We start from the raw sequence: 26,829 nt of genomic DNA on the forward strand, positions 1-26,829 counted from the left end.
TCTAAAAATGTATCTTTGGCAACATTTTTAAATTGTGAATAAAGCATTACCATCTATTCTAATATTTTTATTTTCTATTCTAAGTTTTGCTGTAAAAGCTCAGCAAGATAGTGTTTGGGTTAAAGTTTCCTTTCCCAAAACGAAAGAAAATAGAGTTATTATCAATCAAAAAATAGTTCGTTATCAAAACGAAAAATCGGATAACCTTCAGCTTCTAAACTGGATAGCAGCTTATCAACCCAAAAACACCACCCTAGCTAAAAGAATGCTAGAAGCTAGAAAAACTGACCTCTATTTTTCCAAACCAAAAGACAGAGGCTATCTAAAAAGTTTAAATATCAATGGCGAAAAATATACCAATCTTGACCAAGAAATTATTACTATTCCATTAGAAAATATCAAAAGTAGAGATAATAAAATAGAACTGAATCTAATCTACGAACTACAACTTCCACACTCCAAATACACAGGCATAGGCTGGGATTCAGAAAAGGAAAAAGCTTTACTAAAGTATTTCTTTCTGGTTCCTAATACCAGCTATACACCAAGACATTTCCAAAATTTGGACGAAAAACAATATATAGGTGTTTTTTGGGACGTACAATTAGATAACCCTTTACTTAAAGCAAGTAGCAATCTGCAAGAAGTTCAGCCAAATCACTTTACAGGAACTCTAAATACAGATCCTGAATTTGCAATTTCATTAAAAAATAATGAGGAAAACTTCACAATAATCCACAAAAATACTTTGGTAGAGTTTGCCTACCCTATAAAGCAAGAAGAAAAACAGTCGCTCTATTTTTATGTACCACTTCAACTCAATTTCATAGAAGAAAGTCTAGGTAAATTGCCTAACAAAATACTCATAAGTGAAAGAACTAAAAACGAAAATAACTTTGCAGGAATTGATGATTTTAAGTTCGGGAAATTTAAACTTAAAATGTTCAGTGATGCTCAAAAAACCGACCTTAATTATTTCTCTATCATTTCAAAAAAGTGTATAGAACATCTTTTACAAACAGATAATCTTAACGCTCATTGGATTGAAAACGGACTAAAAACTTATTTAGAAATAAGGTATTTAAAGACTGTTTATAACGATGAAAAACTCTTAGGGCAATTACCTGATAAACTCACTCTTTTTAAAATAAGCCCTCTAAAATGGAGTAACGCTTCTAAACTTAAACTTACAGAGCGGTATGGGATTATTTATCAATACATTACTAGCCAAAATCTAGACCAGCCCATAGACACTCCACTCCAACTAATGAGTAACTTTAATACTATGGCAGTAAGCCAAATGGAAGCTGGAAGTTTGTTCAACTTTATTGCTGAAAAAATGGACGTAAATCAGTTTAATAATTTTTTAAAAAGATATTTATCAGAACATAACGGAACAGTTATCAATAAAGAAGATTTTTTAAATCAGCTCATCATAGAATCCAAATATTCTGCAAACTTTGTAGCCAATTTCATCAAACAAAAAAATAGATTAGACTTTAAAATCAAAAAGGTTGAAAAGCAAGAAAATAGATTGCTCGTTCATATTCATAAAAATACAGAGGAAAAGATTCCGTTCCAACTAAAGGTTACAAACTCTGATAATCAGGATAGTCTTTACTGGTACGATTCTTCAAATAAAAAGAAAGAAATCTATCTTATTCCACAAACCGATGTAGAAAAAATTGTAATTAACGATGATTATCTCCTTCCCGAATACAATGTTAGGAATAACTACCTCTATACCAAAGGGATATTCTATAATATGAAAAAGCCAAAGCTAAAATTCTATACCGATATTCCCAATCCAGAATACGAGGAAATTTATATTTCGCCTTGGCTAAATTATAATTTTTATGATAAGGTACTCATTGGGAGTAGCATTAGTAATAGTAACCTTTTAGACAGACCATTCCTATATTCTGTAACGCCCTATTACAGTACAGGTACTAATAAACTCACAGGTTCGGCGAGTGTTTCCTATAATATTTTGCCACCCAACAGCTTTTTTCAAAATTGGCGTATTGGAGCAAGTGCAGCTTATTTTCATTACAATAAAGATTTAGCTTTTAGGAGATTAAGTATCTTTTCTAATATTAGTTTAAGCAAGGATGCGAGAAGTCAAATAGACCAAAAATTGGGAGTTTCATTTCAACATCTTACAAGAGATTTAAGCCCATTGATGCAAAAATTAAACGATTATGATGAGTATAATCTATTTAATATAAATTACACCTATTCTGATAGGAAAGCCATACACGAAAAGCTATTTTCAACCAATTTTCAAATGGGGGGAGATTTTAGCAAAATTTCGGCAGAAGCTTTTTATAGATGGGAATACCAACAAAATAAAAAACTGATTTTAAGATTTTTTGGAGGTTATTTTTTACAGAATCAAACGAGAAACTCTTACTTTGATTTTGGTATTTCTTCCCTATCCAACTATTCCTTTACTTATAGTATCATTAGGCAATCTAACAATAATTACCTTGCACCTAGACAATTTGTAATGGCAGAAGGTGCATTTAAATCTGCAATAAATGATACTGCAAACCAGTGGATAAATAGTGTTAATATAGACCTACATTCATTTCGTTTCATTAGTGTATACGCAGATATAGGATTGTATAAAAACAAAAATCAATCCCCACGTTTTATATGGGATACAGGTACAAGTCTAAAAGTTATCCCTGATTTATTTGAAATCTACTTCCCATTACAATCCTCCTTAGGGTTTGAGCCTTCTTTTAAAGACTACTCTAAAAGGATTAGATTTATGTTTAACTTCAATCTGAACGCTGTAGTAAATCAACTTAGAAGAGGTTGGTTTTAATAAAGATAAATTTATATCAAACCTATTGTTCATTTTTAAAATATTTTTACCTCAGTATTAAATTTATTGATATATTCTACTGTGGTTAAGGAAATTATTTTGGCAAGTATCCAAATTCTAGATTCATTAAATGATTTAGTATAATTATGTCGTATAATTGGTCGCACAATTCTCTACTCGTTTTCTTGATTTTCTGGAAAATATAAATGGCTTAAGACTAGGAAACAATGATTAAATTTGTTTCCTAGTCTTATGAATAGGAGTAAAATTAGCAATTTAAAAAAAATAATTAAGTGTTTTTGTAGCGATATTGATGCGACAAACTGCAGAAATTTTAGGACTCAACAGGAATACTATCAACCGCTATTTTAGGATTTTTAGGGAGGTGATTTTTGAAAAACAACAAGCAGATTTGAGTTTGTTTTTTGGAGAAGTTGAATTAGATGAAGCCTATTTTGGAGCAAGAAGATTACGAGGGGTTAATATGCCGCAGAAACGAGGAAGAGGAATTTGGAAATAACCTGTTTTTGGAGTTTTTGAAAGAGAAGGCAGGGTTTATACCGAACTGATTCCAAATGCAAAAAGTGAAACGTTAAGAAAAGTTATTTGAGGAAAAGTTTCATTGGAAAGTATTTTGTTTACAGATGTTTGGCGAGGTTATAGTGGACTTTTAGATATGAGATACGAGAAACATTTTAGGATTGACAAGAGTAAAAGTTTTTCAAATCAAAATGGTGTTCACATTAATGGAATAGAAAGTTTTTGGAGTTTTACGAAGCATTTAATGGCGTGAAATCTACTTTTAAACTACATTTAAAAGAATGCGAATGGAGGTGGAGAAAAGAGCCAAAAGAAAAGGAAAAAGAGTTATGGAAATTGAAAAAAAATAGGGATAACTTTTTTAACGACTTTGTCTAAAAGTCACCCACATTTTTTATTTTTACAACAGCAAACAACAACTAAAATAAATATAAAATTTAATCGTTTGCTGGTCTAGAATTTTTTTTAAATTTCTCCCCGCATCAAAGATGTAATTGAAAAATTTAATAATAACTCTAATGAAATTTTAATAGATGACAACTTGTATAATGATATTGAGCTGATTATGTTAAGTGTTGCTAAAAACTCAGAAAGTAAGACGTTTCATATTGCTGTAGGATTTTTTCTGGAGGAACTTAATCTATACAAGAGTAAAACAACTACCAAAATAAATACATATTTAAATGCAAATTAATACTCATTTTATTTATCATTTTATTAAAAATCTAATTCTCTCTTCTTTTATTATTTGGGGAATAGGAATTCTTGATTTTTATATCCGTATCTATAGCTTAGCTGCCGTACATGTTTGGATTATACCGTTTCTCTGTTCTGTTTTACTGTTAGTTGTGCATAAATTATTCTTTGATGATATCCCAATAATATCAATTATTATTGTAGTATTAGGCTTATCAGCTTTTAATATAGTTGACTCATTTAGTCTTCATTGTGATAAAAATATTCAACAAAGCTCTATATTTAGAGCTATTAACTTTCTAACCAGTATCTTTCTATTGTATTACACCTTTACTTCGTATTGGAGGAAATTTGATAGGAAACAACAAATCATTGTCCTATTGGTATTTTTAGTTATCCTTTGGAGTATGAATTTTATGAACTACGGCATTTTTAAAGTTTTCAACTTGATAGTATCATCTTTTTAAAAGCTCTATTTTAAAATATCTACTCCAAAAATATAGTTATCTTTGCTGAAATTTAACACTTATGATTAGTCGTTTAGATTCCGATTTTAGTAGTCTTAATCAGTTTTTAGAAAAGACCCAGCCAAGCCAAATCATCATCTTGGTAGATGAAAACACTCACGAATACTGCCTCCCCACTCTTCTAGGAAATTTACAGACCGATATTCATTTTGAAATTGTAGAAATAGAAGCTGGTGAGGAAAATAAAAACATCAGTACAGCCGTACAAATTTGGGAGATACTTTCAGACTTCAAAGTAGATAGGAAATCATTGCTCATCAACCTTGGTGGCGGTGTTATTAGCGATTTAGGTGGTTTTATTGCTTCTACTTACAAACGAGGTTTTAGTTTTATCAACCTCCCAACCACGCTCCTCTCTATGTGTGACGCATCCATAGGCGGAAAAACAGGAATAGACCACCAATACCTTAAAAATATCGTAGGGACTTTTGCTCTTCCTGAACAGATATTTATTTATACAGATTTTTTAAAAACATTACCTTTTGTTGAATTAAGAAGTGGCTTTGCAGAAATGCTAAAGCACGGTCTCATAGCTGATAGGCAACATTGGGACGCTTTAAGCTCTATTACCGAACTCACGCCAGAAAGCGTTGCTCCTTTTATAGAAACTTCTATGAAAATAAAGCAAGAGGTCGTAAATAAAGACTTCAAGGAACAAAATGTCAGAAAAACGCTCAATTTTGGGCATACCATCGGACACGCCGTGGAAAGCCTTTTTATGGCACTAGAAAAACCTATCCCTCACGGTGAAGCCGTAGCTCTAGGTATGATTACAGAAAGCTACCTTGCCCTTACAGAAGGGCTTATAGACAACGAAACTTATCACAATATAGAGAAACATTTGCTTCGTTTTTACCCTTATATTTCTATAAAAGAGTTTTCTAACGACAGCATTATAAACCTAATGAAAAACGACAAGAAAAATCAAGATGGCATTATTAATTTCGCACTCATCAATGGGATAGGTAGTTGTTTATTTGATTATAAGGTGGAAGAAGAACAAGTAATTTCTACACTTGATTACTACAGAAGTTTAGAGAAGTAAATAAAAAAAGAGGGCTTTTCTGTTTTGAAAAGTCCTCTTTCAATTTTATTTTTTAGGAGATAACTTACTCCATGTATTGAGTACAAAAACTAAAAGCACCCCCAGTAATGCTGCAGAAATAGAAAATACAAATTTGGTATTCTCATTGTCCATAAATCCTAATTCCCAATCTATTGCATAAAGGTTAAGACCTATAAATACAACAAATAACACTAAAAATATTTTATATACTAGTTTCATACTCATAACACTTTTTAGATATTGATATAGTTTGCTATCAGTTGTGCAAAATTAGCTGTAAATAGTTTTATAGAAATAGCTAATAATATAATCCCAAATACCTTTTGGAAAATCATAAGTGTAGCATCTCCAAGCTTTTTCTCTAGCCAGTTAGCAGATTTAAGCACAAGATAAATCACTAAAATATTGAGTAATATACCTATAATGATATTTACAATATGATATTCTGCTCTTAACGAAAGAGTAGTAGTTAGCGTCCCCGCTCCTGCGACCAAAGGAAATGCAATAGGAACTATAGAAGCAGCATTAACCTCTCCTGCCTTGTGGATTTCTATTCCTAAAATCATTTCTAAAGCAATTACAAAAATCACAAACGCTCCTGCTATCGCAAATGAATTAACATCTACCCCAATAAACTGCAAAATTTTATCTCCAATAAAAAGAAAGGAAATCATTAGAATACCTGATACAACAGACGCCTTTTCAGACTCTATATGTCCGAATCTTTTCCTTAACGACACAATAACAGGAACAGAACCTATAATGTCTATTACGGCAAACAACACCATAAAACTCGTCATTGACTCTTTAAGCGAAAATTCTTCTAAAAACTCCATTTTGTATTACATTTTTAGGCACAAAAATAGGAATAAAAAATGATTATACCATCATTTTATTATGTAAATTGATGATTTTGTAATACAGTTCATTTAGTTGCTCTTCGTCTTTCACAGGAGCATACTTTTCTATCTCTATATTTGAAATCAATTGTCGATATTCTTCGGATATAAAGTAACCTTTCTTTTCTTCTATCACAGATTGAACATTGATACTATCCGTATTAAAATATTGCTGAACTTTCACCTTCATTTTATCAAACGTCTCAAAAAACATTAGATAGTTTTTATGCTCTAAAGACTCTCGTAAGACTCTATAATCATCTTCAAAATCAATTATACTGTAATGTTGGACTTTCAAATCTGATTTTATATCAGCCGTATTGCCTTTCTTCTTTAGTCGTTTACTCAATAAAAAAACGCCCCAAAAGCTACTTAACAATAGTAATCCTCCTAGAAAATACCATCTGGTATTTGCAGAATTTTTAAAAGTTTCATTTTTAATTTTAGGTAATTGTACCGTTTCTAAAACATAATTGGTATTATCTATTACTTTATCCAAAGTATTAGTTTTCGCTTTATCTAAACTGTCAGAAGCCACCAATATATTCACTTCATTAAGTTCTAATGTGTGATAAGATTCTTTTTTAGGGTCAAAATAAGCCAAAGGCTCCAACTCCAATTTTATATCACCAAGTACATTAGGCACTACCAAATATTTAGCCACTAAACTCCCCTTCATTCCGTGCTGGGTAACAGCTACATTTTTTGTAATTTTTGGAGGATAAACCTTGTAATCTTTGCTAGGCACAAGCGAAGGTAATTGCAATTTATCCAAATTCCCTACCCCTTTTAAACGCACCGTAAAATAAAACGGTACTCCCTTTTTTACCCCTTTTACAACACTATCAGATTCTATTTCAAACTGTCCAACTGCATTCTTGAACCCTGTAGGCGCATCTTTTGGTAAAGGCTTAACCCTTATAGAATTTTTTGAGTTAGAATAAACAATCTCATCTTTCCCTGTTCCCACTACCTTGGCAGAAATTTTAGGAAGTTCTAACTGACCTGACTTTTCAGGAAATATCACATATACTCCCAACACTTGAGATAAAAGGATATTACCCTCTAACGGTTCTATATCGTCTGATTTCCCTGATACGAGATAGAATCTATTTGTTCCGTCTTTTGGAAGTTTAATATCATGGATTCTTTGAAAATAGTCTATATTCTTAGCATACGCTTTGAGTTCTACCACCGCTCCTTGATGCTGATAAACAGAGTGACTTTTAACCTGTAGTTTTAGTTGAATATCATCGGAAATTTTATTATTACTCAATGCCTCTCTTCCCGTTACAGATACTTCAAACGGCTCTGTTTTATATATTTTCCCATTTACAGTTACTAAAGCACTTCCAATCTTTAATTTCCCTATTTTTTTAGGCACTATCAATATTTGATAAACAATTTGGTCTACCATAATATTTTTATCAGGGTCTAAAAAAGTATTTCTGGAGGAGCCATCACTCAAAACTTCAAACTTTGAAAGATCAGGCAATCTTATGAGAGATTCTTGCCTATATTCGTTGCCATTAAGCTCTAGCATTATTGTAAATAATACAGGCTCATTTGCTTTAACTTCCTTGGTATTCGTTTCTGCGTAAAAAGAGACTTGCCCGTACAATTTTACGGACAGTAAGAATAGTAATATACTCCAAAACTCCTTACGCATTATAGCTACCAATCCTTTTCATTACTTTTGGGGTCTATGTATGAATTTTTATTAAGAATTCTTCTTGCAGCCTCTCTCTCTTTACTTTCCAAGCGTTGCATAATTCTATTTTCTTCTTCCTTAGACATTCCTCTTTTGTTTTCAGAGCTGTTATTATCAGGTTTAGGTGACTGCCCTGTACCCTGACCTTTATCTTTCTCATTAGCTCCACCGTCTTTATTTTTATCTGAATTTTGAGGCGACTCTTGTTCAGATTTTTTTTGCTGATTATCTTGTGATTTATCTTGCTCCGAATTTTGATTTTGAGATTTATTATTTGATTTTGATTGCTTCTTCTCCTTTTGTTTTAACTTAGAAATATTATAATTCTTTCTTATAGACTCATTGTAAGGGTCTTGTTGTAAAGCTTTCTTATAAAATTCAGCGGCTTTATCATAATTTTGAGCCTTCATTTCTGCATTGCCTAAGTTGTACAGAGCAGCCATTTTATCTTCCTTAGTTTTTGCTAGAGATAAGGCTTTCTGATATTCTGCCTTTGCTTCAGAATACATTTCTCTCTTATACAAAGTATTGCCTAAATTATAATAACCTCCAAAATCCTGCTTCTTTTTAATAGCCTCTAAGAAGTAAGACGAGGCTTTATCATAGTTTTTAGAATCATATTCTCTATTTCCCTTATAGGACAAAGCATTATAGCTACCCTGCCCTTGCAAGATACAGATACAAAAGAAAGTTAAACAAAAACTAATAAATAGATTCCTAGTCATTTACTATGCAAAAATAACGATTTTAAATGTTAAAATCTCGCTTAGGATTTGTTAAATAAATGATAAAAAATAAGAGCAAAGCCGCCGCCAAAAAGTATTGATAGTAATGTACTCCTGTTTGAGATTTCACAAAACTTTCTGTTGTGGAAGATTGCTTTTTAAGATTTTCTAAAATCCCATCAACCGCTTTATCTATATGGTTACCATCAATATAAACACCTCCTGTCTTTTCAGAAATATTTATTAAAGCCTGAGTTTGTCTTTTAGAAATCACCGTTTCTCCCATTAGACTAGACTTATACCCCATCAACTGCCCAAAAATATATTCGGGAATTGGAGCTCCTTCTTCTGTACCTACACCTACGGTAATAACTTGTATTCCATTAGATTGAGCTTCTTTTATCGCTGCGGCTTCATTGCCTTCGTTATCTTCACCATCACTTATCAATACTATTCTACCAGAACCCTTAGAAACCGCCTTAAATTTAGAAACCGCCACCTGCATTGCTTTATAGAAATCCGTCCCTTGTGTAGACACTGCCGAAGTTTCTAATCCAGAAACGAAGGATTCTGCCGCCAAATAATCCGTAGTTAATGGCATTACAGAAAACGCCTCTCCCGCAAAAACGGCTAACCCTACTCTATCATTAGTCATTTTTTGCATAGATGATATTACAATATTTTTCGCTAACGAAAGCCTATCTGGAGCAACATCTTGAGCATTCATAGAGTTGGAAACATCTACAAGAAACATCACATTATTCATTTTTTGCTGTACTTTAATTTCTTCTTTACCACCTATTAAATCCATCATCGCAAAAATTAAAAACAAAAACGCACAAAAATACATTACCAAAAAAAACTTAGGATACCATTTTGTTTTTTCAAATAATACACTCCGAAAACGTTCATCTGCAAAATAGCTTCTAACCCTTTCTTTCCATTTTAAATAACGAAACAAAAGATACCCCAATAATGGTAACAAAAGCATCAGTAATGCATACCAATAATTACCCAAATACCAATCCATCACTATAACATAAAGTTTCTCTTGTTAATTTAATACTCTAAACACCCTCCATCTCAACAAAGCATCTAAAACTAAAGTTACCAATGCTATCCATAAAAGCCATCTGAAATACTCTTGATAATTGTAAATTTTAGAGGTTTTAATATTAGATTTTTCTAAAGTGTCTATTTCTTCGTAAATCTGCCTTAAGCTCTCATTAGAGGTCGCTCTAAAATACTTACCCTCTGTAATTTGAGCTACATCTCGCAGAAGATATTCATCTATTTTCACCTGCTCCTCTGTAAACACCAAATTACCAAAAATATCTTGTTGTGTAGGCATTAGTGCCAGACCATTACTCCCAATACCTATAGTATAGACTTTAATATCATTATTTCGTGCCAATTCTGCTGCTGTTAGTGGAGACATCGCATTATCTATGGTATTTACACCATCTGTCATCAAAATAATGATTTTAGACTTTGCTTTAGATTTTCTTAAATGGCTAACAGCCACTGCCAAACCATCGCCGATATTAGTTCCACCTTCCAAATCCATTGGGTTAAAGCTCATCAATTCTTCCTCTACTACCCTATGGTCCGAAGTTAAAGGCACTCTCATCAACGCCTCTCCAGAATATTCTACCAAGCCTATCCTATCCGTAGTTCTTTGCTTAATGAAAGTCCTTGCAATCTCTTTGAGAGCCGTTAGTCTATCAGGTTCTAAATCTTTAGCCAACATACTCAACGACACATCTATAGAAAGCACAATATCCATACCTTTAGTCTCATCTCTATCTTCCGAAATACTGAAAGTCCTAGGTCTTGCTATTGCCAAAATAAGAGCCGAAAGAATAATATATTTAGAAACTCTAAGCAGCCATAATACCGCTCCAAAATAAGAAATCACTTGCATATTCTTAGTAGAAGATACAGCAACCCCTTTTCTTTTCTTATAACTTAAATCTCTAAAAATAAGAGGTATAAAACCTAAAAAAAGTAATAAAAACCAAGGACTATAAAACTCAAAATTAAACATCTTTCCTTAAGTTTTCAAATTCTATATCTTGATATGAACGCTTCACAAAATCCACTATTTTCTGATAGTCGGTTTCCATTAAATCTACATCAGGAATGGTTTTAGCAAACTTCACCAAATCTCCTCTCAAAAAGACTTCCTCTATCACTTTTTCGTTTTCTATGGATATTTTAGAGTCTTCTTTCATTAAAGCCAATAAATCATCTGTTAGTAAAACTTCTGCAGGAATATGGTACTGCTCTTGTAAAAAAGTTCTGCTAATCTCTATAAGTTCCACATAGAAACTTCTGTAATTACCCGACTGAATATACTTTTTCTTCTTTAATAATTCTAGTGCCTTCAGGGTTTTATTAGTTGGTAATTTAGCTTCCGCTGATTTTTTTCTTCCATATTTAACAAAGAATACTATCAGAAATACCAATGCTAAAAAACCTAAAATACCCAACACATAATATTTATACAGCTCCCAATAATCTCTTACCCCAAGCTCTACCTGCTTATTATTCATAATATCCTTTACCTCATCTCCTTGTTGAGCCGTATTTACAACTTGTATTTCATAAGGTATCGTTGTTTGTACCTGCCCTCCAATTTTAAATTCTAAAGGTGGAATCTTAAAAGTTCCTTCCTCAAAAATAGCAAACTCTATCAACCTCGTGTATTGGTCTTCTTTCTTATCTATATCATCTTTAATTTCCTCAAAATGAAAAGGTAACAACTCATTTTTAGGAGCAGATACTACATCTTTCCCTTGAAGACCATTGATTGTTATTTTAAGCACCGTAGGCTCTCCCATTCCTACTTTATTTTTTGTAAGACTAGAGGAAAGTGTTTGAGCTCCAAAGCACTGTAAAAGAAATACTGCTATATATGTATAAATTATTCTTAGTTTCATCTCCTTTGGAAGTATTGATATAATGCTCGCGTGTAATCAGCTCCTGTTTTAAGGTCTATGAAATGAGCAGAACTTTTATCAAACGTTTCTTTCATCTTTTTTAAATTCTGCTTCTGCTCTTCAGCAAAATGATATCTAAATCTTCGGTTAGAAGTGTTCACCCAGATATTTTCTCCCGTTTCTATATCTTGAAAAAACACATATCCTACATCTGGAATTTCGTTATCCTTATCATCTGCCACCCTTATTCCTAATAGTTGATGCTTTCTTGAAGCTACTTTTAATGTTTTCTCATCTATCTCATCATTAAAATCAGACAACAAAAACAAAAACGATTTCTTCTTAAAAACATTCATCACATATTCTAAAGCCACATCTATATTAGATTTTGCAGGTACATAATCTACTGATAAAATTTGACTCAAAATAGCTAAAATATGCTTCCTACCTTTCTGTGGAGGAATGACTTTATATACTTTATCTGCAAAAAGTACCACACCTACCTTATCATTATTCCCCACCGCCGAAAATCCCAAACTAGCACAAATCTCTGCTACAAATTCTTTCTTTAGCTGAACCTTTGTTCCATAATCCATAGACGCAGAAATATCTACCAATAGCATAATGGTAAGCTCTCTTTCTTCCTCCATTACCTTAACAAAAGGTTCTTTGAAACGAGCCGTTTTATTCCAGTCAATCCTTCTAATATCATCTCCAAACTGATATTGCCTCACCTCAGAAAAAGCCATTCCTTGTCCCCTAAAAGCACTATGATACTGCCCCATAAGTGCCACATCTGTCCTTTTTTTGGTGCGAATTTCTATCTGTTTAACTTTCTTTATGATGTCTTTTACTTGCATCTATTTTTCTGTATCAAATAAAATAAGTTTTATGGAGCTTGAACTCTAGCTAAAACTCTATCTATAATTTCATCTGTAGTGATGTTTTCGGCTTCAGCTTCAAAGCTAAGTCCAATTCGGTGTCTTAAAACATCTTTTGCAATTTCTTTAACATCTTCTGGAATCACGAAAGCTCTTCCTTTAATAAAAGCTATCGCACGAGATGCCACCGCTAAACTAATAGATGCCCTAGGAGACACACCAAAACTAATATAATCTTTTAAATCGGATAAGCCATAACGCTCAGGAAAACGAGTTGCAAAGACCATATCCAAAATATATTTCTCTATTTTTTCGTCTAGATAGATTTTATTAATAAGCTGTTTTGCTTCTGAAATTTGCTCCAAAGATACCACTGGAGTCACTTTAGGAATATCCGATGTGGATACCATTCTCATTACCGCTCTTTCGTCCTCAAATTCAGGATATTCTATTTTACACTTTAACATAAAACGGTCGGTTTGTGCCTCTGGTAAAAGGTAAGTTCCTTCTTGGTCAATAGGGTTTTGCGTTGCCATTACAAGAAATAGTTTTGGCAACTGTAATGTTTCATCACCTATAGTTACCTGCTTTTCTTGCATCACTTCCAATAGTGCCGATTGCACCTTTGCTGGAGCACGGTTAATCTCATCAGCCAACACAAAATTAGCAAACACGGGACCTTTCTTTATAAAAAAATCATTCTCTTTAACATTATAAATCATTGTACCTACCACATCTGCAGGTAGAAGGTCTGGCGTAAACTGTATTCTTGAAAACTGCCCTTGTAAGGCTTCCGAAAGTGTTTTTATAGCCAAAGTTTTTGCCAAGCCTGGCACGCCTTCTAAAAGGATATGCCCATTACCCAAAAGCCCTACTAGCAATCTATCCACCATATAAGATTGCCCTATAACCACCTTCCCCATTTCTTCTTTTAAGAGCTTAAAATGATAGTTCTGAACTTGAATCTGTTCACTTAAAATCTTTATTTCTTCCGCTTGATGTAATTCTGCCATTTTTATTCAAAAATATTTGGTAAAAGTGCAATAATTCGAGAATATTTTCAAAATAAATTAAGCTAAATTTGTGTTAAAGTTTGTTAAATTAAATCCTTTATTCATCGTACTTAACCAACCTCTCCCTAGAAAATAGTTAATTTATTCTAAAACTTTGGCATTTTCAACTAATTAAACTATTTTTGAGGATTAAATATCTTTTTAATAAAGTTGAAATGAACTATCATTTTTCAAACCATAAAGCTGTCAGAAAAAATCTGTTAGATGTCCTGCAAAGTACTCCTCTGGAGCAGTTGCTCATGATCCCTGATGGATTTAATAATAATATCTATTGGAATATTGCTCATTGTGTAGCCACTCAACAGTTGTTGCATTACTATCTTAGTGGCAACCCTTTTCGTATAGACTCTTACTGGATAGAACGATACAAAAAAGGAACACTCCCAAACTTAGATGTAAAGGATTCTGAAGTGGAAGATTTAGGATTTTTACTATCGGAAACCTCCAAAATTTTAATGAAAGACTATGATAATGGTTTATTTTCGGACTATTCACCATATTCTACTAGTTTTGGGATAGATATTAAAAGTATCAAAGAAGCCATTATATTCAACAACTTACACGAAGGTATGCACTACGGCTATATATTAGCACAGAAAAGAGCATTGATGATTGATTAAATAATAAAAAATGAAGCAAGATTATACATCGCACAAAAAAAACAACGATAAAAAAGAGGATTTTATCTTCGGTTTAAGACCTGTAATAGAAGCCATAGAGGCTGGCAAAACCATAGATAAAGTATTCTTACAAAATGGATTACAAGGGAGTATTTATGCGGAACTCAAAACACTTTTAGCAAAGCATAAAATCCGTCCTAACTATGTACCCATAGAAAAACTCAACCGTTTTACGAGAAAAAATCATCAAGGCGTGGTGGCTTTTATTTCAGACATTCCTTTCTATAGTATAGAAGCGGTACTCCCTGAAATATTTGAACAAGGTAAAACGCCTTTTTTAGTCATTTTGGACAGGCTAACTGATGTTAGAAACTTCGGAGCCATTTGTAGAACTGCAGAATGTGTAGGCGTAGATGCCATCATCATTCCAGAGAAAGGTGCAGCTCCCATCAATTCAGATGCTATTAAAACTTCTGCTGGGGCACTATACAATGTTAAAATATGTAAAGAAAAAAATCTAGCACACACCGTAGATTTCCTTCAACAGTCGGGTGTTTCTGTATTTTCTGCAACCGAAAAAGCAGAACAACTAATTTATGATGTAGATTTTAAAATTCCTTTTGCCCTAGTAATGGGAAACGAGGAAAAAGGCATCTCCAAAGAAGTTCTTCACCATTCTGACGAAAAAATAAAACTACCAATAGAAGGTAAAACTCAATCCCTAAATGTGTCCGTAGCTTGTGGAGCTATCTTGTACGAAGTGGTAAGACAGAGAATGGGACTTTAAAAATTAAAATAACACAACTAAAATTTGAAATATTTAAAATGATTAAAAAAATAATTGCACTTAGCATCGTTGCATTCGCATTAACATCTTGTAAAAAAGACAAAGAAACCAAAGTGGTTATCAATAAAGAAACAGGTAAAGCTGAAACTATTACAGTGGATACTCCACAGGAAGAAGGAGCTAAAATTCCTGAGGTAAAACCTGCCATCACTGATTCTGCTGGGGTATACTCTTTATCTTTTAAACTAGAAAAAGGTAAAACCTACCCTTTAACTTCTTTTCAAAAAGACATCACTACTGTAAAAGACCCTTCTGGAAAAAGCATTAGTGGTACACAAGAAATGACCGATGAAATTACTTTTACCGTAAACGATTTTGTTAATGGCACTTACGATATTACGGTAAACCTCGTGGGAAAAGTTAATAAATCTTCTTCTCAAGGAAAAACAGTAGTCGTTGATACCAAACAAGCAGCACCAAAAGAGGAGCAACTAAAAGGTATGTGGACGGTAAACAAAGCTCTTTCTGGCAACAAACTCCAAATGAAAATGGACGAAAAGGGGAATGTTATTTCCATTTCGGGATTTGATGCAGTTTATAAAAAAGTGGAACAAAACATCACTAGCCTTATCAAAGATACCAAGGAAAGAAAACAGTTTATGGGCGGTTTCAAGCAAGGGTTTAATGAGAAAATGTTTAAAGAACAATTTACTCAAAGCCTTAACATTCTGCCTAAAAAAGGGGTAAAAATAGGCGAAACTTGGACAGAAACCGATAATTTAACACCTGACGGAAAACTGAAAATCAGTACTACTTACAAACTGGAAAAAGTAGCCGATGGAAAGGCAGAAGTAAGCATAAAAGGCGGCATTCCAAAAAAATCTGATTCTAAAAAACAAGAGGGTATTACTCACAGCATTAGTGTAGAAGGTTCTCAAAATGGTAAAATTATTTTAGATGCCAACACAGGTTGGATTCTTTCGTCTAAACAAAATATGACCACTACTCAAAAGGAAAGTTTATCCGATGGTAAACAAAGCCAAACGATGACGCAGACCACACAGTCTAGCATTACGCTTAATCCTTAATCATATTATAAGTACACCTACTCTATTACTTTAGTATAGGTGTATTTTGATTTTTTAAAACTCTTTAAAACCGTATTATTTATAACAAATTATGCAATTTATTTTAAAGATAATTTTGACTACTATTATTATATTTTTTGTATGGAATATCCTAAAACGATTATTCTTTAACAAATTCTATAATTATTTTCCTCATCAGAAGGCTCAAAATCAATCACAATCTCAAAGTCAATCTCGGCAAAAAAGTACTTCCAAAAAGAGTAACATAAAATGGGAAGCCGAAACCGTAGATTATGAAGAAATAAAGGAATAATACGCTACAAAACTCACGAAGTGATATGAATCTGAAAAACAAAAACCTCATTTTTATCATTGGCAGTTTGGTTATTTTTGTGCTAATTGCGGTACTTTATGCCAATCCTATTATCTCTGGTAAACAGCTTATGCAACCCGATATTGTACACTACAAAGGCGGTGCAAAAGAGCTATTGGATTATAGAGCTAAATATGGCACCGAAACCTATTGGAGCGATGCGATGTTTGGCGGAATGCCAACCTACCAAACAGGTGCACAGTTTAGAGGTGACCTTATAAAACAGGTGGATAATATCTTAAACTTCCTTCCTAAACCAGCCAATTATTTGTTTTTGTTATTTTCAGGATTTTTCCTACTGGGTATGGTAGCCGTGAGAAATTGGAAATACGCTTTACTTGGAGCTTCGTTTTTTGGGCTATCTACTTATTTTTACATTATCATCGCTGCTGGTCATAATGGTAAAGTACACACTGTAGCCTATTTTGCACCTTTACTCGCTGGTATTCTATTAGTGTACATCAGGAAAAAGTACATTTTAGGATTCATTGTTACCGCTTTATTTATGGGGTTACAGATAGCAGCGAATCATATCCAAATGACTTACTACCTGTTTATAGCATTAGGATTTTTGTTTATTTCAGAACTTGTTAGAGCCATTAAAGGCAATACCACTTGGAAACACTTCGGTATTTCTTCGGGTGTACTAGCCCTTGCTATTGCTCTAGGGGTAGGTATGAATGCCCAAAGGCTTATGGCAAATGCCGAATATGTTAAGGAAACTGTAAGAGGAAAGCAAATTCTAAACACCGAAAAAGGCAATACTGAAAAGTCTGGTATGGATAAAGAAAGTATTACCATGTGGAGTTACGGAAAGCTAGAAACACTCAACCTATTTATTCCTAGACTTATGGGAGGCGGAAGCCAAGAAAAAGACTCGGAACGAATGATGGGGCGTATCCAAGAACTTGTACAAGAGAATGCGACTTCACAAGAGGAGGTTAATAATATCATCAGAGGGCTTAGCAGTCCTACCTATTGGGGAGAGCAACCTATGACTTCTGGACCTGCTTATCAGGGGGCAGTAGTTTGTTTCCTTGCAGTATTGGGATTTGTGTTTGCTGGAAAAAAATACAAATATTGGATTTTGGGAGCGTCTATTCTCACGATTATGTTGGCTTGGGGGCATCATTTTATGCCACTTACCGACTTTTTTATAGAATATATTCCGCTTTATAACAAATTTAGAGCACCATCTTCTATCCTAGTTGTGGTAGAACTTTTATTTCCGCTCATTGGGATTTTAGGTTTGTATCAGTTTCTTAAAAATCAAAGTCTTTCCAAAAAGTTAAAACAAAAGTATCTCATCTATACCACTGCTTCTGTGCTCGGATTTACGGTAATTTTACTCGTAGGAGGCAAATCTCTTTTAGACTTTTACAATGATACCGAAAAGACCTATCTCCCGCCCTATCTACTCAACTATCTACAAGACGAAAGATGGCAGTTTTTCCGAGCAGATGCTATAAAAGCAATGTTATATGTAGGCATTACCGCGATAGTGCTTTGGCTTAGTTTAAAGGAAAAATTATCTCAAAATATCGCTTTAGTTATCATTGGTTTGGTAAGTTTATTTGATTTATGGACAGTAAATCAGCGTTATCTTAACAGCAGTAATTTTGTAGATAAAACCTTCGCAGAAAACCCTTTCCAAACAGAAAATAACGACTATCTTATAGGAAAGGCTGGAGACAATCCTTACATACAAGGGCTCCTTTCTCAAGTGAACATCAATAAGACTTTGGAAACTCTAGCCGAAAAAGATAAAAGTCATTATCGTATTTTCAATAATACTTTAGGAACTTTTGGCGAAACCAATACTTCTTATTTCAAAGCCTCTATCGGAGGTTATAGTGCCGCTAAACTGAGAAGATATGATGATTTAATCAACGAATATTTTAGCAAACAAGACACCGTAGCATTACCAAAAATACTGAATATGCTCAATGCTAAGTATTTTGTGGTAGGTAGTGCAGATAATCCACAAGCCTACCCTAACCCTGATGCTAATGGCAACGCTTGGTTTGTTTCCAACATTTTATGGGCTAATACGCCTAACGAGGAAATCAAGGCCATCGGCACAATAGATAACAAAAGAACAGCCGTGGTAAGCACCGAAGACAAAAGCTACTTCAATGGCAAAAATATTCAGCCTGACAGTACCGCCTATATCCAGCTTACCCAATATCAGCCAAACGAAATACAGCTTAAGAGCCAGTCTAAAACCCCTCAACTTGCAGTAATCTCCGAAATTTACTACCCAAAAGGTTGGAAAATGTTTGTGGACAATCAAGAAGTTCCTTATATAAAGGCAAACTACCTTCTTAGAGCCGTTTATGTTCCTGCAGGAAATCATACCATCAAAATGGTTTTTGAGCCTGAAGTTCTGCACAAAGGTAAACTGTGGTCTTATGGTGCTTTTGGAGTATTCATCTTACTAAGTATCTTAGGAATTTTAAAACTCTACAAAGAGCAGAATGCCACAGCCTAAAAAAATACTCATCATCTCTTATTACTGGCCTCCCGCAGGAGGTCCAGGGGTGCAACGATGGCTCAAATTCGCCAAATACCTCCCAGAGTTTGGGTGGCAACCTACCTTATTTGTTCCAGAAAATCCAAGCTATCCTTTATTAGACAACAGCCTATTAAAGGAAGTACCAACGGACATTGATATTATAAAAACAAAAATCTGGGAGCCTTACCAAATTGCCGAAAAACTCAACAAAAACAACAAAAAATTTAAAACAGGGCAGTTTGATATTGGAAACAATCAAAGTTGGAAATCCAAACTTTCTATTTGGATAAGAGGAAATTTTTTCATTCCTGATGCTAGGGTATTTTGGGTAAATCCTTCAGTGAAGTTTCTAAAAAAGTATTTGGAGGAACATCATTTTGATACTTTAGTAACTACAGGACCACCACATTCCCTGCATTTAATTGGGCTTAAACTCAAGAAAGAGTTCCCAAAATTAAAATGGATTGCCGATTTCCGTGACCCTTGGACAGAAATATCCTACTACAAACACCTTAAACTCTCCAAAATAGCCGATAGAAAACATCGGGAACTGGAACAGAAGGTATTTAATCATGCGGATATTACCCTTGCTACCAGCTATACTGATGCCAAAAACTTTAGAGAAAAAGGGGCAAATGCAGTGTGTATTACCAATGGTTACGATTCTGAAGCCCTCAATACCACCGAAAGAAAGCCCAAAACCAAGTTTACATTAAGCTATATTGGGGTACTAGAACAACTGCGAAACCCTGAAATACTATGGGAAACGCTAAATGAACTACTTAATGAATCTACCGATTTTAAAGCCGACTTTGAGCTAAAATTGGTGGGTAGAATTGATACCAAAATCTCCGAAAGTTGGGAGCATATGCCCCTTAAAAACCACATTAACGATTTAGGATACCTCCCACACCATAAAGCCGTGGAAGAGATGCATCATTCTACGCTACTTCTGATAACCAACTTCCCACAAGAGAGCTCTAAAGGGATTATCCCTGGTAAAATATTTGAGTATCTGGCTTCTGGAAATACCATTATTTCCTTTGGACCTGCCCAAGCTGATGTAGAGAAGATATTAGAAGAAACCCAAACAGGCAAACATTTTTCTTACCAAGACCAAGCCTCTCTAAAGCAGTATTTATTACAGCAATACCAACTTTGGAAGCAAACCGATTTTACTAAAGCTCCACAAGATATTTCTGCTTTTTCTAGAAAAAATTTAGCCCAATCTTTAGCAAAACTATTGGATAATGGTATCCTCTGAAAGAAAAAACAAACTCCTAAAATTTGCATATCTAAAAAATAGCTTATACATTTGCCTCTAACCACATATAACTAAGTATAAAAAAGTGTCCCTACTATTTGGCTGTTCCAAATAATCGTGTATGCGTGCAAATAATACCGTGCCTATGCGTTCTATTATATTACTTTTTATCTAGGTTTTTATCGTTAATCACAAATAATGTTCCTCTAGCTTCCGTTAAAGGAATTTGCTGTTAGATTTATTAGATCGACTCTTTAATACTTCTTCAACTTCTTCAAGATTAATTTTTTTTGCTTTCAATAAAATCAAAAAGTGGTATAATAAATCGGCTGCTTCGTTTTTGAAGAGAGCATTATTGTTGTCTTTGGCTTCAATAACCAATTCTACAGCTTCCTCGCCTACTTTTTGAGCTACTTTATTGATACCTCTTCTGAATAATTTATTGGTGTAAGAATTTTCGTCATTGGTATCAATACGCTTCGAAATGGTTTGTTCTAATTGATACAAAAATCCTTTGGAGGTTGCTTCACTAAAACAACTTGTACTTCCTGTATGGCAAGTAGCTCCTTGCGGTGTAGCTTTTATCAAAATGGTATCGCTATCACAATCTATTAGGATTTCATTCACCAATAAAAAATTGCCCGATGTTTCGCCTTTTGTCCATAGTCGGTTTTTACTTCGACTGAAAAAGGTTACTTTTTGTTCTTTCTGTGTTTTTGCAAATGCTTCTTCGTTCATATAGCCCAACATTAACACTTGTAAGGTGGCATTATCTTGAATGATTACAGGCACTAAGCCATTATTTTTTTGAAAATCTATGGTCATCTGATAAGAATATTTTCTTTTTTTAAATACTTTTTTAATTGCGGAATTGGGATTTCCCCAAAGTGAAAAATACTGGCTGCTAAGGCTGCACTTACTTTGGTTTGCTCAAACACTTCTTTGAAATGGACTTTGCTACCAGCACCACCCGAGGCAATTACGGGAATATTTACAGTACTACTTACGGCATCAGAAATATCTAAAGCAAAACCGTTTTTTGTACCATCATTATTCATTGATGTTAGCAAAATTTCGCCTGCTCCTAATTGCTCTACTTGCCTTGCCCAATCAATTGTTTTGATGCCTGTGGGGACTGTGCCACCGCTTACAAATACAGTCCATTCTGCATTGCTAAACTTGGTATCAATGGCTACTACCACACATTGACTGCCAAACTCATTGGCAATTTCTGTAATCAATTTGGGATTTTTAACAGCTGATGAATTGATGCTCACCTTATCTGCACCAGATTTTATAGCCGTCTGTGCATCTTCCAAAGAATTAATGCCCCCACCTACCGTAAAAGGAATATTAATTTCTTTGGCAATCCGACTCACCAATTCAGATAGTGCTTTACGTTTTTCAATGGTGGCTGTAATATCTAAAAAAACCAGCTCATCTGCACCGTCTTGCACATAACGTTTTGCTAATTCTATGGGGTCTCCCGCATCACGAATATCAACAAAATTAACTCCCTTAACGGTTCTTCCTTCTTTGATATCCAAACAAGGTATGATTCTTTTTTTTAACATAATCTGTTTAATTCTTGTAGGTTAATTTTCCCTTCGTAAATGGCTTTACCCACAATAACCCCATCACAACCTATTTCTTTTAGTTTAATCAAGTCGTTTAACGATGAAACTCCACCACTGGCAATCAATTTTACCTTTGTTTTTTGTAAAATTTCTTGATATAATTCATTTGAGGTACCTTGCAACATACCGTCTTTGGCAATATCCGTGCATACCACATATCTAATGCCTTTTTGTTCATATTCGGCAATAAATTCAAGCACCTCTTTTTCAGAACTTTCAAGCCAACCTTGCGTAGCGATTTTTCTATTATTGGCATCAGCTCCAAGTATAATTCTTTCATTACCATACTGATTTAACCACTCCAAAAAAACACTCGGATTTTGCACAGCTATACTTCCACCTGTAACTTGGGAAGCTCCGCTTTCAAAGGCAATTTTTACATCTTCATTACTTTTTATACCTCCTCCAAAATCAATTTTTAATGTAGTGTTTTGGGCGATAATTTCAAGTACTTTATAATTTACAATATGCTTGGATTTAGCACCGTCTAAATCTACCAAATGTAAGTATTCGATACCATTAGCTTCAAATTCTTTGGCGACTTCCAATGGATTTTCATTGTAAATTTTTTGTGTAGCATAATCCCCCTTGGTTAAACGAACACATTTGCCATTGATAATATCTATTGCGGGAATAATTCTCATAGTTTTAAAAAGTTTTTTAAAATCTGTTCTCCAACGTTTGCCGATTTTTCGGGGTGAAATTGTGTGGCGTAAAAATTACCTTTTTGCATCGCTGCACTAAAAGGCAAAATATAATCGCAAACAGCTATGGTATGTTCTGACAATTCGCAATAATAGCTATGCACAAAATACACATCATTACTCTGGTTTATGCCTTCAAAAATTGGAGATTTTGTTTTTGTTAAACTATTCCACCCCATATGAGGTACAGTTTCTGTTGCAGGGAATTTTTTTACTTGCACCTCAAAAATACCCAAACAATGCGTATTACCTTCTTCCGAAAAATTGCACAAAAGTTGTTGCCCCAAGCAAATACCCAAAACAGGCTGGGTAAGCGAAGTAATCAGTTGGTCAAGTTGTCTTTCTCTCAAATAATTCATTGCGCTGCTGGCTTCCCCAACTCCTGGAAAAATCACTTTATCAGCACTACGAATTTGCCGTTCATCATCAGTAACAACACACTTAAAACCCAAACGTTCAATTGCATTTTTTACAGAAGTAGTGTTTCCTGCATTGTATTTTATAATCGCAATCATAATGTTCCTTTTGTACTTGGAATTGAAAAATTATTCGTTTTTGAAACCGCCATTTTTATAGCTTTTGCAAATGCCTTAAATATCGCTTCAATTTTGTGGTGTTCATTATTGCCTTCTGCTTTGATGTTAAGGTTACACTTAGCACTATCACTAAATGATTTAAAGAAATGCATAAACATTTCAGTAGGCATTTCGCCAATTTTTTCACGCTTAAATTCTGCGCTCCACTCTAACCACGGTCTGCCACCAAAATCAATCGCAACTTGAGCAAGACAATCGTCCATTGGCAATAAAAATCCGTATCGTTCAATGCCTTTTTTGCTGCCTAATGCTTGCAAAAACGCATCGCCAAGGGTAATAGCCACATCTTCAATGGTGTGATGTTCGTCAATGTGCAAATCTCCGTTGACTTGAATATTTAGGTCTAAATTTCCGTGTTTGGCAATTTGCTCCAACATATGGTCATAAAATCCCAAACCTGTTGAAATGTTTGCTTTTCCCGAACCGTCAAGGTTTATCCCAATAGATATTTTTGTTTCATTCGTGTTTCGTTTCACCAATGCTTTTCGTGGTTGAACGGCTAAAAACGTGTAAATATCCGCCCAAGAAGTGGTGGTAAGGACAGCATCTGTACTGTTTTCTTTTCCAATAAAAATGGCTTTACTACCTAAATTTTTGGCAAGTTCTATATCGGTTAAGCGGTCGCCAATCACAAAAGAATTTTTTAAATCAAAATTCCCTTTAAGATAATGAGTAAGCATACCTGTTCCTGGCTTACGTGTAGGGGCATTTTCGTGTGGGAAAGATTTGTCAATCAGCACTTCGGCAAATTCAATCCCTTCATTTTTGAACGCTTGCATAATTTTATTATGGGCAGGCCAAAAGGTTTCTTCAGGAAAAGAAGCCGTACCCAAGCCATCTTGATTGGTTACCATTACCAGCAAATAATCTAACTCTCTGGCAATACGCGAAAGATTCTGGAATACCTCTGGGTAAAATTCTAATTTTTCTAAACTATCTAACTGAAAATCTAACGGTGGTTCTATTACCAAAGTACCGTCTCTATCGATGAATAATACTTTTTTCATAACTGAATATTTTTGAGCGTTTCTACAAGTTTAATACTTTCCAAAGGTTCTCCAACGGTTATTCTCAAACAATTATCTACTACGGAATGGCGGTTACGCACCACTATTTTCTCCTCAATTAATTGCTGATAAATTGCATTGGCATTAGTCACTTTTACCAATACAAAGTTGGCATCAGTAGGGTAAATTTTTTCCACAAAAGGCAATGCCGAAAGTTGCTGAATTAACCAAGAGCGTTGCGTTAAAATAGTTTCTTTATTTTCGGTAAAAATATCTATTTCTTCAAGTGTTTTTAGGGCTTCATAATAATTAAGTAGACTCACATTATAAGGCGACTTTACCTTGTTATAAAACGAAATAATTTCACGACTGGCATAGGCAATTCCAATGCGAATAGCAGCCCTTCCCTAGGCTTTACTTAGCGTTTGTGATACAATTAAATTAGAATACTCGTTCACTTTTTGAAGTAAAGATTCTTGCGAACTAAAATCGATATAGGCTTCATCTACAAATACAATTCCGTTGAAATTTTGGATAATTTTTTCGATGTTTTCCAAATTATTTCCTGTCGGATTGTTGGGCGAACACAGAAAAAGCATTTTGGCCTCCGTGTTCAAAATTTTCTCTAAATCTAATTGAAATTTTTCGTCCAAAGGAATTGAAATAATTTCTACATCGTTGATATTGGCAGAAACTTCATACATACCATAAGTGGGAGGGCAAATAATGACTTTATCTTTAGAAGGATTGCAAAAAATTCTGAAAGCCAAATCAATCACTTCATCACTGCCATTGCCAATAAAAATATTTTCGCTGGCAATGTTTTTTAAGGCTGATAATTTCCCCTTCAACGCCTTTTGGGAAGGGTCGGGATAACGATTCAGCCCCGAATCCTGCTCAAAAGAGGAGGACGTATAAAACGGACTTTCATTAGCATCTAAAAAAATGCCGTCTTTGCCTTTAAATTCGTCCCTCGCACTGCTGTAAGGCTTTAGAGACAAAATGTTGGGGCGTATCATTTTTTCTAATTGAAACATTACTCAATATTTTTTAGTCTAACTGTTACTGCGTTTTTGTGAGCGATAAGCTGCTCTGCTTCTGCCATAATTTCTATTGCCGAACCAATGTTTTTAATGCCTTCTGCGGTTAATTCTTGAAAAGTGATTTTCTTTACAAAACTGTCCAAAGACACCCCGCTATAATTGCGCGCATAGCCATTGGTTGGCAAGGTATGATTAGTACCACTTGCATAATCGCCTGCACTTTCGCAACTGTAATTCCCTAAAAATACTGACCCTGCATTGCTGATTTTTTTAGTGTAGTCAGCATATTTCTTTACTGCAATAATCAAGTGTTCGGGGGCATATTCATTGCTAAAATCAATACATTCATCTATTGATTTCAAAATAATGGCCTTACTATTTTCAAGGGCTTTTTCGGCAATTTCCATTCTGGGCAATGCCTTTACTTGTTTTTCTATTTCTTGAAGGGTTTGCACTATCACTTCCTCATTATCGGATAATAAAATCACTTGACTATCAGCTCCGTGTTCAGCTTGAGAAAGTAAATCAGCAGCTACAAATTCGGGTTCGCAAGATTCATCGGCAATCACCAATACTTCACTTGGTCCCGCAGGCATATCTATGGCAATACCAAAGTTTTGCGCCACTTGTTTAGCAGCCGTTACATATTGATTTCCTGGACCAAAAATTTTATCTACTTTAGGAATAGATTGCGTGCCAAAGGTCATTGCACCAATAGCTTGAATCCCACCCACCGCAAATATTTTGGTAACTCCAACCAACTTTGCAGCAAATAAAATAGCGGGGTTAATTTCGCCCTGTTTGTTGGGAGGTGTGCATAATACAATCTCTTTGCAGCCTGCCAATTTTGCAGGAATTCCTAACATTAAAACCGTTGAAAACAAAGGAGCAGACCCTCCCGGAATATAAATCCCAATTTGCTCAATAGGACGATTTTCTCTCCAACATTTTACGCCTTGAGTGGTTTCTATAATCTGTTTTTTTTCTTCTTGAGCAGCGTGAAATTTTTGAATATTTCCTTTTGCCAAGATGATAGCGTTTTGCAGGTTTTCAGAAACATTTTTTGAAGCTTCTTCCAACTGATTTTCGCTTACTTCAAGCCTCTCCAAATTAACTTTGTCAAAAAGAAGACTGTATTTTTTTACAGCATTATCACCCTCTTTTCTAACATCAGTAAAAACCTGATTGACCAGCGTAAATAGTTCTTCTTGTGCTACGGCAGGGCGTTGCACGAGCTTTGCCCATTCTTTTTTAGTTGGATTTTTTATTATTTTCATTACTTTTTCATAAATTTTTAATCGT

General features: G+C 34.3%; 23 protein-coding genes and 2 pseudogenes. 9 read left to right on the top strand and 16 right to left on the bottom strand.

What is annotated here, in order from left to right; translation table 11 throughout:
* Window positions 1-34: 34 nt before the first annotated feature.
* The 3 genes and pseudogenes from D1003_RS01500 (at window position 35) to aroB (ending at window position 5,641) form a co-directional block, all read left to right on the top strand.
* Window positions 35-2,833, top strand: coding sequence for an aminopeptidase (locus D1003_RS01500; RefSeq protein WP_260393267.1), 2,799 nt, complete (start codon window positions 35-37; stop codon window positions 2,831-2,833).
* Between the two features lie 252 nt (window positions 2,834-3,085).
* A pseudogene (locus tag D1003_RS01505) lies at window positions 3,086-3,751 on the top strand (IS1595 family transposase).
* Between the two features lie 846 nt (window positions 3,752-4,597).
* On the top strand, window positions 4,598-5,641 hold the full coding sequence (aroB, locus tag D1003_RS01515; RefSeq protein WP_153935443.1) for a 3-dehydroquinate synthase: 1,044 nt from the start codon (window positions 4,598-4,600) through the stop codon (window positions 5,639-5,641).
* Between the two features lie 45 nt (window positions 5,642-5,686).
* On the opposite strand, the gene D1003_RS01520 is transcribed toward aroB, so the two are convergent.
* Genes D1003_RS01520 through D1003_RS01560 form a run of 9 tightly spaced genes read right to left on the bottom strand, consistent with a single transcriptional unit; the run spans window position 5,687 to window position 13,833 of the window.
* Complete coding sequence (locus tag D1003_RS01520) at window positions 5,687-5,881, bottom strand: hypothetical protein (RefSeq protein WP_015345573.1); 195 nt, start codon at window positions 5,879-5,881, stop codon at window positions 5,687-5,689.
* Between the two features lie 14 nt (window positions 5,882-5,895).
* Window positions 5,896-6,498: a MarC family protein gene (locus D1003_RS01525; protein ID WP_014937163.1), complete on the bottom strand. Its 603-nt coding sequence runs from the start codon at window positions 6,496-6,498 to the stop codon at window positions 5,896-5,898.
* Window positions 6,499-6,541: 43 nt separating this feature from the next.
* Window positions 6,542-8,230 (bottom strand): BatD family protein, encoded by a 1,689-nt coding sequence (locus D1003_RS01530; protein ID WP_260393268.1) that lies wholly within the window; start codon window positions 8,228-8,230, stop codon window positions 6,542-6,544.
* Window positions 8,231-8,235: 5 nt separating this feature from the next.
* Window positions 8,236-8,997, bottom strand: a complete 762-nt coding sequence (locus D1003_RS01535) for a tetratricopeptide repeat protein (RefSeq protein ID WP_260393270.1) — start codon at window positions 8,995-8,997, stop codon at window positions 8,236-8,238.
* A gap of 22 nt (window positions 8,998-9,019) precedes the next feature.
* Window positions 9,020-10,027 carry a VWA domain-containing protein gene (locus tag D1003_RS01540; RefSeq protein ID WP_052910383.1) on the bottom strand — a complete coding sequence of 336 codons (1,008 nt, stop codon included), beginning with the start codon at window positions 10,025-10,027 and terminating at the stop codon, window positions 9,020-9,022.
* A 24-nt stretch (window positions 10,028-10,051) separates the two neighbouring features.
* Entirely contained in the window at window positions 10,052-11,044 is a 993-nt protein-coding gene (locus tag D1003_RS01545) for a VWA domain-containing protein (RefSeq protein ID WP_153935444.1), read from the bottom strand.
* Complete coding sequence (locus D1003_RS01550) at window positions 11,037-11,939, bottom strand: BatD family protein (protein WP_153935445.1); 903 nt, start codon at window positions 11,937-11,939, stop codon at window positions 11,037-11,039. The genes D1003_RS01545 and D1003_RS01550 overlap by 8 nt, the downstream gene beginning before the upstream one ends.
* Entirely contained in the window at window positions 11,936-12,799 is an 864-nt protein-coding gene (locus tag D1003_RS01555) for a DUF58 domain-containing protein (protein ID WP_153935446.1), read from the bottom strand. The genes D1003_RS01550 and D1003_RS01555 overlap by 4 nt, the downstream gene beginning before the upstream one ends.
* 29 nt (window positions 12,800-12,828) lie before the next feature.
* Window positions 12,829-13,833 (bottom strand): MoxR family ATPase, encoded by a 1,005-nt coding sequence (locus D1003_RS01560; protein ID WP_153935447.1) that lies wholly within the window; start codon window positions 13,831-13,833, stop codon window positions 12,829-12,831.
* A gap of 215 nt (window positions 13,834-14,048) precedes the next feature.
* Between D1003_RS01560 and D1003_RS01565 the strand changes: the two genes are divergently transcribed.
* The 6 genes from D1003_RS01565 to D1003_RS01590 all read left to right on the top strand — a co-directional run bounded on the left by D1003_RS01565 (window position 14,049) and on the right by D1003_RS01590 (window position 20,540).
* A complete protein-coding gene (locus D1003_RS01565) occupies window positions 14,049-14,513 on the top strand; it encodes a DinB family protein (RefSeq protein WP_079206331.1) in 465 nt (154 codons plus the stop codon).
* Window positions 14,514-14,523: 10 nt separating this feature from the next.
* The gene (gene rlmB / locus D1003_RS01570) at window positions 14,524-15,300 is read left to right on the top strand and encodes a 23S rRNA (guanosine(2251)-2'-O)-methyltransferase RlmB (protein ID WP_153935448.1); all 777 of its coding nucleotides are present in this window, start codon (window positions 14,524-14,526) and stop codon (window positions 15,298-15,300) included.
* 38 nt (window positions 15,301-15,338) lie between these two features.
* Window positions 15,339-16,388 (top strand): DUF6263 family protein, encoded by a 1,050-nt coding sequence (locus tag D1003_RS01575; protein WP_153935449.1) that lies wholly within the window; start codon window positions 15,339-15,341, stop codon window positions 16,386-16,388.
* Window positions 16,389-16,479: 91 nt separating this feature from the next.
* Window positions 16,480-16,701 (top strand): hypothetical protein, encoded by a 222-nt coding sequence (locus tag D1003_RS01580; RefSeq protein ID WP_153935450.1) that lies wholly within the window; start codon window positions 16,480-16,482, stop codon window positions 16,699-16,701.
* A 25-nt stretch (window positions 16,702-16,726) separates the two neighbouring features.
* Complete coding sequence (locus D1003_RS01585) at window positions 16,727-19,252, top strand: YfhO family protein (protein ID WP_153935451.1); 2,526 nt, start codon at window positions 16,727-16,729, stop codon at window positions 19,250-19,252.
* The gene (locus D1003_RS01590) at window positions 19,239-20,540 is read left to right on the top strand and encodes a glycosyl transferase family 1 (RefSeq protein ID WP_153935452.1); all 1,302 of its coding nucleotides are present in this window, start codon (window positions 19,239-19,241) and stop codon (window positions 20,538-20,540) included. The genes D1003_RS01585 and D1003_RS01590 overlap by 14 nt, the downstream gene beginning before the upstream one ends.
* Before the next feature lie 216 nt (window positions 20,541-20,756).
* Here D1003_RS01590 and hisIE read toward each other — a convergent pair whose 3' ends face one another.
* The 7 genes and pseudogenes from hisIE to hisD all read right to left on the bottom strand — a co-directional run bounded on the left by hisIE (window position 20,757) and on the right by hisD (window position 26,804).
* The gene (hisIE, locus tag D1003_RS01595) at window positions 20,757-21,365 is read right to left on the bottom strand and encodes a bifunctional phosphoribosyl-AMP cyclohydrolase/phosphoribosyl-ATP diphosphatase HisIE (protein WP_153935453.1); all 609 of its coding nucleotides are present in this window, start codon (window positions 21,363-21,365) and stop codon (window positions 20,757-20,759) included.
* Window positions 21,362-22,114 (bottom strand): imidazole glycerol phosphate synthase subunit HisF, encoded by a 753-nt coding sequence (hisF, locus tag D1003_RS01600; RefSeq protein ID WP_153935454.1) that lies wholly within the window; start codon window positions 22,112-22,114, stop codon window positions 21,362-21,364. The genes hisIE and hisF overlap by 4 nt, the downstream gene beginning before the upstream one ends.
* On the bottom strand, window positions 22,108-22,821 hold the full coding sequence (hisA, locus tag D1003_RS01605; RefSeq protein ID WP_153935455.1) for a 1-(5-phosphoribosyl)-5-[(5-phosphoribosylamino)methylideneamino]imidazole-4-carboxamide isomerase: 714 nt from the start codon (window positions 22,819-22,821) through the stop codon (window positions 22,108-22,110). The genes hisF and hisA overlap by 7 nt, the downstream gene beginning before the upstream one ends.
* Window positions 22,818-23,396 (bottom strand): imidazole glycerol phosphate synthase subunit HisH, encoded by a 579-nt coding sequence (gene hisH, locus D1003_RS01610; RefSeq protein WP_153935456.1) that lies wholly within the window; start codon window positions 23,394-23,396, stop codon window positions 22,818-22,820. Before hisH ends, hisA begins: the two co-directional genes overlap by 4 nt.
* Window positions 23,393-24,484 (bottom strand): bifunctional histidinol-phosphatase/imidazoleglycerol-phosphate dehydratase HisB, encoded by a 1,092-nt coding sequence (gene hisB, locus D1003_RS01615; RefSeq protein WP_153935457.1) that lies wholly within the window; start codon window positions 24,482-24,484, stop codon window positions 23,393-23,395. The genes hisH and hisB overlap by 4 nt, the downstream gene beginning before the upstream one ends.
* Window positions 24,481-25,521: pseudogene (hisC, locus tag D1003_RS01620) on the bottom strand (histidinol-phosphate transaminase). Before hisC ends, hisB begins: the two are co-directional and overlap by 4 nt.
* The gene (hisD, locus tag D1003_RS01625; RefSeq protein ID WP_153935458.1) at window positions 25,521-26,804 is read right to left on the bottom strand and encodes a histidinol dehydrogenase; all 1,284 of its coding nucleotides are present in this window, start codon (window positions 26,802-26,804) and stop codon (window positions 25,521-25,523) included. The pseudogene hisC and the gene hisD overlap by 1 nt, the downstream one beginning before the upstream one ends.
* Between the last annotated feature and the right edge of the window lie 25 nt (window positions 26,805-26,829).

The sequence above is a fragment of the Riemerella anatipestifer genome (assembly GCF_009663465.1).
Classification (GTDB): domain Bacteria; phylum Bacteroidota; class Bacteroidia; order Flavobacteriales; family Weeksellaceae; genus Riemerella; species Riemerella anatipestifer_C.

Coding starts and splice junctions, on each gene's coding strand:
- aroB (WP_153935443.1), top strand. CDS start 4,598: ATGATTAGTCGTTTAGATTCCGATTTTAGTAGTCTTAATCAGTTTTTA.
- D1003_RS01520 (WP_015345573.1), bottom strand. CDS start 5,881: ATGAAACTAGTATATAAAATATTTTTAGTGTTATTTGTTGTATTTATA.
- D1003_RS01525 (WP_014937163.1), bottom strand. CDS start 6,498: ATGGAGTTTTTAGAAGAATTTTCGCTTAAAGAGTCAATGACGAGTTTT.
- D1003_RS01530 (WP_260393268.1), bottom strand. CDS start 8,230: ATGCGTAAGGAGTTTTGGAGTATATTACTATTCTTACTGTCCGTAAAA.
- D1003_RS01535 (WP_260393270.1), bottom strand. CDS start 8,997: ATGACTAGGAATCTATTTATTAGTTTTTGTTTAACTTTCTTTTGTATC.
- D1003_RS01540 (WP_052910383.1), bottom strand. CDS start 10,027: ATGGATTGGTATTTGGGTAATTATTGGTATGCATTACTGATGCTTTTG.
- D1003_RS01545 (WP_153935444.1), bottom strand. CDS start 11,044: ATGTTTAATTTTGAGTTTTATAGTCCTTGGTTTTTATTACTTTTTTTA.
- D1003_RS01550 (WP_153935445.1), bottom strand. CDS start 11,939: ATGAAACTAAGAATAATTTATACATATATAGCAGTATTTCTTTTACAG.
- D1003_RS01555 (WP_153935446.1), bottom strand. CDS start 12,799: ATGCAAGTAAAAGACATCATAAAGAAAGTTAAACAGATAGAAATTCGC.
- D1003_RS01560 (WP_153935447.1), bottom strand. CDS start 13,833: ATGGCAGAATTACATCAAGCGGAAGAAATAAAGATTTTAAGTGAACAG.
- D1003_RS01565 (WP_079206331.1), top strand. CDS start 14,049: ATGAACTATCATTTTTCAAACCATAAAGCTGTCAGAAAAAATCTGTTA.
- rlmB (WP_153935448.1), top strand. CDS start 14,524: ATGAAGCAAGATTATACATCGCACAAAAAAAACAACGATAAAAAAGAG.
- D1003_RS01575 (WP_153935449.1), top strand. CDS start 15,339: ATGATTAAAAAAATAATTGCACTTAGCATCGTTGCATTCGCATTAACA.
- D1003_RS01580 (WP_153935450.1), top strand. CDS start 16,480: ATGCAATTTATTTTAAAGATAATTTTGACTACTATTATTATATTTTTT.
- D1003_RS01585 (WP_153935451.1), top strand. CDS start 16,727: ATGAATCTGAAAAACAAAAACCTCATTTTTATCATTGGCAGTTTGGTT.
- D1003_RS01590 (WP_153935452.1), top strand. CDS start 19,239: ATGCCACAGCCTAAAAAAATACTCATCATCTCTTATTACTGGCCTCCC.
- hisIE (WP_153935453.1), bottom strand. CDS start 21,365: ATGACCATAGATTTTCAAAAAAATAATGGCTTAGTGCCTGTAATCATT.
- hisF (WP_153935454.1), bottom strand. CDS start 22,114: ATGTTAAAAAAAAGAATCATACCTTGTTTGGATATCAAAGAAGGAAGA.
- hisA (WP_153935455.1), bottom strand. CDS start 22,821: ATGAGAATTATTCCCGCAATAGATATTATCAATGGCAAATGTGTTCGT.
- hisH (WP_153935456.1), bottom strand. CDS start 23,396: ATGATTGCGATTATAAAATACAATGCAGGAAACACTACTTCTGTAAAA.
- hisB (WP_153935457.1), bottom strand. CDS start 24,484: ATGAAAAAAGTATTATTCATCGATAGAGACGGTACTTTGGTAATAGAA.
- hisD (WP_153935458.1), bottom strand. CDS start 26,804: ATGAAAATAATAAAAAATCCAACTAAAAAAGAATGGGCAAAGCTCGTG.